Origin of the sequence: Streptomyces sp. NPDC002742, from assembly GCF_042888885.1 — a bacterium.
In the GTDB taxonomy this organism is placed as follows: domain Bacteria; phylum Actinomycetota; class Actinomycetes; order Streptomycetales; family Streptomycetaceae; genus Streptomyces.
Genome location: NZ_JBIAQF010000005.1, coordinates 463,833 through 473,032 on the forward strand (window position 1 = coordinate 463,833; position 9,200 = coordinate 473,032).

8 protein-coding genes and 1 rRNA gene are annotated in these 9,200 nt (G+C 69.6%); 7 read left to right on the top strand and 2 right to left on the bottom strand.

From position 1 onward, the window contains the following. The first annotated feature begins 53 nt into the window (after positions 1–53). The 6 genes from ACFYW8_RS11610 (at position 54) to ACFYW8_RS11635 (ending at position 7,348) form a co-directional block, all read left to right on the top strand. Positions 54–362 (top strand): hypothetical protein, encoded by a 309-nt coding sequence (locus tag ACFYW8_RS11610; protein WP_037622434.1) that lies wholly within the window; start codon positions 54–56, stop codon positions 360–362. Between the two features lie 209 nt (positions 363–571). Continuing rightward, the gene (locus ACFYW8_RS11615) at positions 572–1,423 is read left to right on the top strand and encodes a hypothetical protein (protein ID WP_389071059.1); all 852 of its coding nucleotides are present in this window, start codon (positions 572–574) and stop codon (positions 1,421–1,423) included. After that, positions 1,413–2,738: a hypothetical protein gene (locus ACFYW8_RS11620; RefSeq protein ID WP_389071063.1), complete on the top strand. Its 1,326-nt coding sequence runs from the start codon at positions 1,413–1,415 to the stop codon at positions 2,736–2,738. The genes ACFYW8_RS11615 and ACFYW8_RS11620 overlap by 11 nt, the downstream gene beginning before the upstream one ends. Continuing rightward, positions 2,735–4,294: an SCO6880 family protein gene (locus ACFYW8_RS11625; protein ID WP_365879076.1), complete on the top strand. Its 1,560-nt coding sequence runs from the start codon at positions 2,735–2,737 to the stop codon at positions 4,292–4,294. Before ACFYW8_RS11620 ends, ACFYW8_RS11625 begins: the two co-directional genes overlap by 4 nt. 14 nt (positions 4,295–4,308) lie before the next feature. After that, positions 4,309–5,733: an ATP-binding protein gene (locus ACFYW8_RS11630; protein WP_389071070.1), complete on the top strand. Its 1,425-nt coding sequence runs from the start codon at positions 4,309–4,311 to the stop codon at positions 5,731–5,733. Between the two features lies 1 nt (position 5,734). Beyond that, complete coding sequence (locus tag ACFYW8_RS11635) at positions 5,735–7,348, top strand: type VI secretion protein (RefSeq protein ID WP_389071075.1); 1,614 nt, start codon at positions 5,735–5,737, stop codon at positions 7,346–7,348. A gap of 39 nt (positions 7,349–7,387) precedes the next feature. Here ACFYW8_RS11635 and ACFYW8_RS11640 read toward each other — a convergent pair whose 3' ends face one another. Further along, positions 7,388–7,939 carry a GNAT family N-acetyltransferase gene (locus ACFYW8_RS11640; RefSeq protein ID WP_389071173.1) on the bottom strand — a complete coding sequence of 184 codons (552 nt, stop codon included), beginning with the start codon at positions 7,937–7,939 and terminating at the stop codon, positions 7,388–7,390. A 154-nt stretch (positions 7,940–8,093) separates the two neighbouring features. On the opposite strand from ACFYW8_RS11640, the gene ACFYW8_RS11645 reads away from it, so the two are divergent. Next, on the top strand, positions 8,094–8,855 hold the full coding sequence (locus ACFYW8_RS11645; RefSeq protein ID WP_365879070.1) for a CDP-alcohol phosphatidyltransferase family protein: 762 nt from the start codon (positions 8,094–8,096) through the stop codon (positions 8,853–8,855). A gap of 262 nt (positions 8,856–9,117) precedes the next feature. Here the strand turns inward: ACFYW8_RS11645 and rrf are convergent. Beyond that, positions 9,118–9,200 (bottom strand): 5S ribosomal RNA (gene rrf / locus ACFYW8_RS11650); the annotation flags it as partial.

A 9,200-nucleotide genomic window follows, 5' to 3' on the forward strand; every position in this document is an offset into this window, starting at 1 on the left:
TCTGCGCGCAGTGGCAGGGGGTGCAGAACTACCCACTAGGGGCGGTGACTTACATGCTTTTCGCAGCCGACAAGGGCGACATCAACACAATCATCGGTGGAATCGCCCCGGACTGGGGTCCCTTCGGCAGCCTGGGCAACGAAGCGAAGGTGATGGTCGAGGTGGTGATGGCGGTCGCCATCCTGCTCTGCCTCGGCATCGCGATCTGGGGCGCGGCCAAACAGCGCATCGGCGCGACCGCCCTCCGCGACACCTTCAGCGCCGAACAGGGCAAGGGCCTCATCATCGCCGGGCTCACGGGAGTCTTCATCATCGGTTCCCTCGGCACGCTCTTCACCATCGTGTACGGCATGGCCGTGTAGCCCGGCCGGGCCGCGCCGCACCCGGCGCACCGTCAGTCCCCGGCCGGGCGTGCCCGGAAATCCGCTCCACCGATCCACCCGTCCGTCGTGCCCACCGGCTGAGGTTGCGTTTCCCTGATGTCGAGTCACCACACCGCGCCCGCGCGGGAACCAGCACGGCTACCGTCGTACTACTTGGTTCAGCGAGAGGTTGAGGGGGCGTACGCGGCATGAGTCTCGGTGACGAACCCGGGTACGGCGACGGCCCGCGCGGCGACGACGGGGGGTACGGCGGCTCCGGCCAGACCCGCACCCGCCTGCCCGACCGCCCGGGCGACGTCTACGGCGGCGCGCGGCGCGGGCGCGGATCCTCCTCGCGGAGCCTGGTCACGGTCGTCGGCGTGGTCGTCCTCCTCATCGCCGCGATCGCCTTCGCGAACCGCGGCGACAACGCGGCCTCCCCGGGCGCCGGCGGCGGCTCCAAGGCGAAGACATCGCCGACGGCGGCCTCCGGAGCGAACCCGGTGACGACGAAGGCCGCGGGCATCCCGGCGGGCTTCGCCCACAACACCCAGGGCGCGCAGAGCGCGGCGGCGAACTACGCGGTGGCATTGGGTTCGGCCGACATGTTCGACAAGACCAGGCGGGACCAGATCCTCGCGACTGTGATCACCCCTTCCAAGGTGACCGCCTTCGAGGCGACGCTGGACCAGGCGTACACGCCGCAGTTCAACAAGAACGTGGGTTTGAACGAGAACGGCACAGCCCCGCAGGGCTACACATTCGTATCGCGTACGACTCCCATCGGAACCAGGACGACCGCGTCCTCGAACAACACGGTGACCGTGGAGGTCTGGTGCGGTGGTCTGCTCGGCCTCGCCGGTGAGAACTCCACCAACCCGGTCACCAGCAGCTGGTTCACCATCACCATGAAGCTGGAGTGGACCGGTGGCGACTGGAAGATCGTCTCGCACTCCCAGAAGGACGGCCCCGCGCCCGTCCCTGGCGACGACCGGGCCTCCAGCGCCGACGACATCGCGAAGGCTGTCGAGGAGTACGGAGGGTTCACGTATGCCCGCTAACCGCCGCGTACTCAAACTGACCGCAGCGGTCGGGGCCGTACAGGCCTCGGCGGTGCTGCTGGCCACGAGAGCGGTCGCCGCGCCCACGCCGTCGCCGTCGCCCTCGTCGGGCAGCAACCACTGCGGTCTCATTCACGGCCCCGCCAGGAACTACTGCGAGAGCGGCACCAAGGGATCCGGCAAATCAGGACTCACCGGGGACGCCGGGGTCAGCTCGACCCTGGATCCCCTCTCCTCCCTGGCGAAGGGCTGCGCCGACGCCGCCTCCTGGACCGTCGACAAACTCTCCGCCGCCGTGAACGAGACCGCCAACGTCGACTTCACGAACCCCAAGTTCCTCCAGCAGTACGCCGTCGTCTTCGCGGCGTCCTCGATCCTGACGCTGCTGCTGTGGCTGCTGGCCGTGACGAAGCGGGCGGTGCGGGGTGTCCCGCTCGGTACGGCCATCTCCGAGGCGATCGGGTTCCTCTGGCTGACCGTGCTGGCCTCGGCGTTCACCCCGCTGATCCTCTACACGGTGGTGTCGGCGACGGACGGCGTGACGGAGGTGCTCGCCAAGACGACCGGCAACCAGACGGACGCGTTCTTCGGCACGTTCTCCGGCGCGCTGAGCAAGGGCGACAACATCGGCGGCGGCCCCATCATGCTGATCGTCGTCTCGATGGTCTCGATCCTCGCCGCCGGAATCCTCTGGCTGGAGCTGGTCATCCGGGCCGCCCTGCTCTACGTCGGCGCCCTGCTCGGCACCGTCGTCTACGCGGGCCTGGTCGACAAGAACCTGTGGGGCCACGTCCGCCGCTGGGCGGGCATCATGATCGCGGTGATCCTGGTGAAACCGGTCATCGTCATCGTGCTCGGCCTCGCCGGTGCGCTCAGCTCCGACAACGGACCCGACGCGTTCTCCGCCGTCGTCTCCGGGCTCGCCATCATCCTGCTGGCCATCTTCGCCAGCGCGATGATCTACCGCTTCGTGCCGGGCTTCGGCGACGAGATCGCCGGCTCCCGCAACAACCGCATCATGCAGGGCGCCGAAGGCAAGGCGGCCGCCGTGATCAGCTCGCCGGCCACCCTGGTCGCGCAGGGCATCAAGACGCACAGCACGCGCGCCGACAACAACGGCGGAGGCGGCAACAGCCAGGCCCGACCCGCCAACCCCGCGTCCGGCGGTGTGGCCGCGCACAGCAGTCGTACGCCGAACGGAGGCGGATCCGTCCCCTCCGCCGCACCGCCGCCGCGTACCAGCCCGGTCAACACCCCGCACGCGAGCAACACCCGCAACATCAGTACCAACCGCACGGGAGGTGAAGGGCGTTGACGACCGAGTCCCACCTGTCCCATCCGGTCACGCCCCGCCGTACATATCTGATCGGCCGCGCCCGGCCGAACGCGATCGTCGGCCGGAACCGCGAGTCCGGCGAGATCGCGCTCATCATCGGGGGCGCGTTCCTGGGCATGATGTGCGGCCTGCTCGTCCCGGTACTGTCCATGCGGATCGTGCTGCTGATGGGCTTCCCCCTGCTCGCGCTCGCCGCCGTGTACGTCCCGTACAAGCGCCGCACGTTCTACAAGTGGTTCGAGATCAACCGCAGTTACAAGCGGAACCTGCGCCAGGGAACGGCGTACCGCAGCCCGGTGATGGAGTCCGGCACCCGCCTCGACGGCAAAGAGGTCGAGATCGGACCGCCGCCCGGCATCGGACGGATCTCCTGGCTCGCCGCCCCGTTCGGGCCCGACGAGATCGCCGTGCTGCTGCACGCCGACCGGCGGACCGTGACGGCCGCGATCGAGATCGAGGGCCCGGGTGTCGGTCTGCGCGACAGCGAGGACCAGGAGGCCCTCGTCGACCGTTTCGGGACGCTGCTCAAGCACGTGGCGAACGGCGACGGCTTCGTCACCCGCCTCCAGATGCTCGCCCGCACCCTCCCCGCCGACCCGGACGCCCACGCCAAGGACGTCTCCGTACGCGGCGACGAGCGCTCTCCCGGATGGCTCCAGCAGTCGTACGACCAGCTCCAGTCGATGGTGTCCACCAGCAGTGAGCAGCACCGGGCCTATCTCGTCGCCTGCATGCACTACTCGCGTGAGCTGGCCGCCGAGGCGCAGGCCATGGCGCGGGCGGCGCGACCGCAGGGCGGCCGGAAGGTCGACCGGGACGCCGGACTCGCCGTCGTCATGGCACGCGAGCTGACCGACATCTGCTCCCGGCTCCAGGAAGCCGACATCCGCGTACGGCAGCCGCTCGGCCAGGGCCGCCTCGCCTCCCTCGTGCACTCGATGTACGACCCCGACCACCCGATCGACCACATCCAGGCGATGACCAGGCGCAACGCCTGGCCGGCCGAGCTGGACGCCATGGAGCCGACGTACCTCCAGGCGAAGACCCGCGAGTCCTCCACCCGCGCGCCCTGGTGCCACGCCACGGCCTGGGTGAAGGAGTGGCCGATGACCCCGGTGGGCGTCAACTTCCTCGCCCCGCTCCTCGTCCACACCCCCGACGTCATCCGCACCGTCGCCGTGACCATGGACCTCGAACCCACCGAGGTCGCCATCGAACGCATGCTGACCGAGAAGACGAACGACGAGGCCGAGGCAAGCCGCGCCGCCAAGATGAACCGGACCGTCGACCCCCGCGACATCGCCTCGCACAACCGCCTCGACCAGCGCGGCGAGGACCTCGCGAGCGGCGCCGCGGGCGTCAACCTCGTCGGCTACATCACGGTGTCCTCCCGCAACCCCGAGGCGCTCGCGCGCGACAAGCGCACGATCCGCGCCTCGGCCGGCAAGTCGTATCTGAAACTGGAGTGGTGCGACCGCGAGCACCACCGGGCCTTCGTCAACACACTGCCGTTCGCCACCGGAATCCGCAGGTAGGGGCTGATGCACTGATGCGGGATCCGCTGTCCGCCGCTACGGACGCCTTCACTTCCTTCCTGTTCGGCAAGGTCGAGACGACCCGCCTGCCCGTGCGCACGTCCACGGGCCAGGCGCAGGCGGTCTACCTGCCCACCGCCGCACCGGGCCTCGGCGACTCGGGCGTCATCATCGGCCGCGAGGTGTACTCCGGCAAGGGGTACATCTACGACCCCTTCCAGCTCTACGGGCAACAGCTCCCCGCCCCGCACTGGCTGGTCCTCGGAGAGTCCGGCAACGGCAAGTCGGCCCTGGAGAAGACGTACGTCCTACGGCAGTTGCGCTTCCGCGACCGCCAGGTCGTCGTCCTCGACGCCCAGGGCGAGGACGGCGTCGGCGAATGGAACCTCATCGCGCAGGAGCTGGGTATAACCCCCATCCGGCTCGACCCGACAGCCGCCCTGGACATGGGAATCCGGCTCAACCCGCTCGACCCCGCGATCACGACGACGGGCCAGCTGGCACTGCTGCGCACCATCATCGAGGTCGCGATGGGGCACAGCCTCGACGAGCGGTCCGGCTTCGCACTGAAGGTCGCGCACGCCTACGTCAACGAGACGATCGTCGAGCGCCAGCCGGTGCTCACCGACATCGTCGAGCAACTGCGGCACCCCGAACCGGAGTCGGCCGAGGCGATGAACGTCGCCATAGACGACGTACGGGCCTGGGGCCTGGACGTGGCACTGGTCCTGGACCGGCTGGTCGACGGTGACCTGCGGGGCATGTTCGACGGCCCGACGACGGTCGGCATCGACCTGGACGCCCCCCTCACCGTCTTCGACCTGTCCCACATCGACCGGAACTCCATCGCCATGCCGATCCTCATGGCGATCGTGGGTGTGTGGCTGGAGCACACCTGGATCCGGCCCGACCGCAAGAAGCGCATCTTCCTGGTGGAGGAGGCGTGGCACATCATCAACAGCCCCTTTGTCGCCCAGCTGTTCCAGCGGCTGCTGAAGTTCGGCCGGCGCCTCGGCCTGTCCTTCGTGGCGGTGGTCCACCATCTGTCGGACGTGGTCGACGGGGCGGCGGCCAAGGAGGCCGCCGCGATCCTGAAGATGGCGTCGACGAGGACGATCTACGCGCAGAAGGCGGACGAGGCACGGTCGACCGGCCGGGTCCTCGGGCTGCCCCGCTGGGCGGTCGAGATCATCCCGACGCTGACCCCGGGCATCGCGGTCTGGGACGTCAACGGCAACGTCCAGGTGGTCAAGCACCTCATCACCGAGACCGAACGCCCGCTGGTCTTCACCGACCGGGCGATGACACAGTCGTCCGCCGACCTCCGCTCCGACGACGCGATGAAGGCCGCCGAACTGGAGGCGGAGGAACGGGCGGCGGCCTTCATGGAGCAGCACCTCAGCGATCTCGACGGCTCCACCGAGTCCACGGTGGCGTGAGATGAGACAGCACCCCGACCAGCACGACGCCCGGCGCGAGGGCGCGGGCGGCATCCCCGACGGCCTGCTGATCGGGGTGCTGGGCTTCCTCCTCGGCATGACCCTGATGGTGTGGACGGCGACAGGCCTCGCGGGCTGGTTCTCCCGCGGCGCCTGGCCGGACGCGATCACCTTCACCCGTACACCACTGGCCATGCGGCACCTGATCGGCGCGCCGCACGACATCGCCGGCGCCTGGCCCGACACCCCCGCCGCCCAGCTGTCCGGCTACGGCCTCTTCTGGGGCCTGTTCATCGGCCAGTTGATGGTTCTGCTGGTCCTCGCGGTGTTCGTGATGGGGACGGTGGCACGGTGGCGGGCGGGACGGGCGCGAAGACGCTCGAAGACCGCTGCGACCGCCGGTTCCACGGACGTCCCCGATCCCGTGGTGCCGACGGCCAGGACGGAACAGCAGCCGCTGTCGGCGCGACCGATGCCCGCGCAACCCCTGGAGACGGCCTACAGAGCGGCCGAGGGCGAGCGAGCGGGCACCCAGGCCCGCGAGCACATGGGCGCGCAGGCACACGAGCAGGTACGCGGGCATACGGGATCGCAGGCACGTGACCACGCGGGCGGCCGGGACACCGTCTCCACCGAGGCCATGCCGCCCGGGGCCGCCACGGCGCCCCTGCCGAAACCCACGTGGACGTCCACCCGCGCGGTCGTCCTCGCGCCCCCCGAGACCCGCCACCTCACCGCGGCCCAGGCCGTACGCGACGCGGAGGGCCCGGCCCTCGTCATCACCTCCGACCCCCGCACCTGGTCGGAGACCAAGGACGCCCGCGCCAAGCTGGGCCCCGTCCTCCTCTACGACCCGGCCCACCTCTGCGACACCCCGGCCCGGCTCCACTGGTCCCCCGCGGGGGGCTGCGAGGACAAGGAGACGGCCGCGGCCAGGGCGACCGCTCTCCTCGCCCCGATACGCCCCACCGCCAAGGCGGACCAGGCGATGGCCGATGTCGCGGAAACGCTCATGCGCAGCTATCTGCACGCCGCCGCGGTGGAGGGCAAGGCCTTCCGCCATGTCCACCGCTGGGCCCAGGGTGCACAGGTGCAGGACGCCGTACGGGCCCTGCGCACGAACCCCAAGGCCGCGTCCGGCGCCGCCGGCGAGCTGGAGGCCGCGCTCGTCTCGCACCCCGAACGCCGGGACATCGCGCAGGAACTGACAGCACGCGCCCTTGCGTCGTTCGGCACGGTCAACATCCGCGAATCCTGCACTCCGAACCGAAATGACAGCCTCGCCTTGGATTCCTTCGTCAATGAAGGGGGCACGCTTTATCTGGTCGGTGAACCCATCGAGGACCCCAAGGCGAACCCCGGCGCCATGCCGCTCCTGACGGCCCTCGCCTCAAGCGTGGTCGAGCGTGGCCGGCGCATGGCCGAACGGTCATCCTCCGGTCGGCTCGACCCACCACTCACGCTCGTCCTAGACGACATCGCGGCCGTGGCCCCGCTCCCCCAGCTCCCGGATCTGCTGACCACGGGCCCGGCCCGCGGCCTGCCGACCCTGGCCCTCCTGCGTTCCCGCGAACAACTCCGGTCACGCTGGCCGCAGTACGAGCTTCCGGTCTGACGCGGGTGGCTGTCCGACGTAGGTGGCTGTCCGCGCGCACTACCCCCGAGTGATCACGAACTCCAGCTCCAACTCCCCGGTGTCCCCCGGCATCGGCGCCGTCTCTCCGGTGGGCAGGAAACCCGCCTTCCGGTAGAACGCCTCGGCGCGGCCGTTCCTCTCGTGCACGAAGAGCCGCACGCGTTCGAGCCCGGCCTCCCAGGACCACGCGAGAGCGGCGTCGAAGAGCGCCCGGGTGACCCCGGCCTCGGTGCCCCGGTGTTCGGGGCGCACGAAGACTCCGACCAGATGCCCCTGCGTCCGCTCGACCGTCTTCCCGAGCCAGTCCCGCTCCCCGGCCTCCTCGACCAGCACGGTCACGGTCCCGGCCCACCCGCCGTCCTCGCCCACGGCCACGATCTGCTGCCGCTCGACGACGCCGACGGCCGCCCCGGCCGTCCGGTCCTGCCAGAAGGCGTCGGACTTGGCGGCCGCGTCCTCGTGGGTCTCCAGGAACGCGAGATGTGCGACGGGGTCGCGCAGGGCGTCGAGCCTGAGTTCCTTCACCTGACGCCACTCGTCGGGACGTATGGAACGGAACACGTGAGTCATAGGGGCCATGGCCGTCACCGTAGTACGCGCGTACGACGACGATCACCTGATTTCCACCCTGCCGATCGGCTCCGTCCGGACCCCCGTCATGCTCTTCCCTGTACGACATTTCCAGCCGCCCGATCCAGTGCAAGCTCGCCAGGGAGAACGCCGCATGCCCAAGGTCCAACTAGAGGAACTCCGCGATGTCATTCACCCTGCGGGCAAACTGGACAGCAGGGCGGAACACTGGGCCGGCCGCCTCTACATGAGGTCGCTCTCCCTGCGTGTGACCCGCCATCTCGTGGACGCCCGCATCTCCCCGAACCAGATCACCGTGGTCATGGTCTTCGCGGGGATGCTCTCCGGAGTCGCCCTGATCCTGCCGGGCCTCGGCGGCGCCGTGCTCTCCGTCCTCTTCATGCAGCTGTATCTGCTGCTCGACTGTGTGGACGGTGAAGTGGCCCGCTGGCGCCGCCAGTTCAGCCCGCTGGGCGTCTACCTGGACCGGCTCGGTGCCTACCTCGCCGACGCCGCCGTGATGGTGGGCATGGGCATCCGCGCCTCCGAACTCGGCCTCGACCCCTATCTCGTGGCCGGTCTGGCCGCCGCCATCGGTGTCCTGCTCCTGAAGTCGTCCTCCGACCTCGTCCATGTGGCCCGCTCCGACAGCGGCATGGAGAAGGCGAACGACCAGTCCGTCGTCCCGCGCTCCAGCGGTCTCGCGCAGGTCCGCCGGCTGGCCTCGGCCGTCGGCCTCCACCGCCTGGTCAACGGCATCGAGTGCACCATCCTGCTGCTCGTCACCGCGGTCGTCGACCTGGCGCTCGGCGATCTGACGGCCACGCGCATCGCGACCGTCGCCGTGACGGCGATCGTGTGGCTGCTCGTGCCCGCGCACATCGTCTCGATCGTCGCGTCGTCCCGCCTGAAGTAACCGCACCACGAGACCTGAAGTAACCGCACCACGGGAAAGGGGGCGGTCTCCACAAGGAGACCGCCCCCTTTCCCGTCCATCCGCCTTCCGCCCCCGCTCTCCGCTCTCCGCTCTCCGTCCACAACAACGCCCAGCCGTCCACAGGGCCTGGAGTAGAGGTGAACGGAGGTGAACGAAGGTTCTGGTGAACGGAGGGGAAATGCCCCTGAACGCAGAAAACCCCCGTGACCGGTTTCCCGGTACGGGGGTTTCTGTAATATTTGTTCGGCGGCGTCCTACTCTCCCACAGGGTCCCCCCTGCAGTACCATCGGCGCTGTGAGGCTTAGCTTCCGGGTTCGGAATGT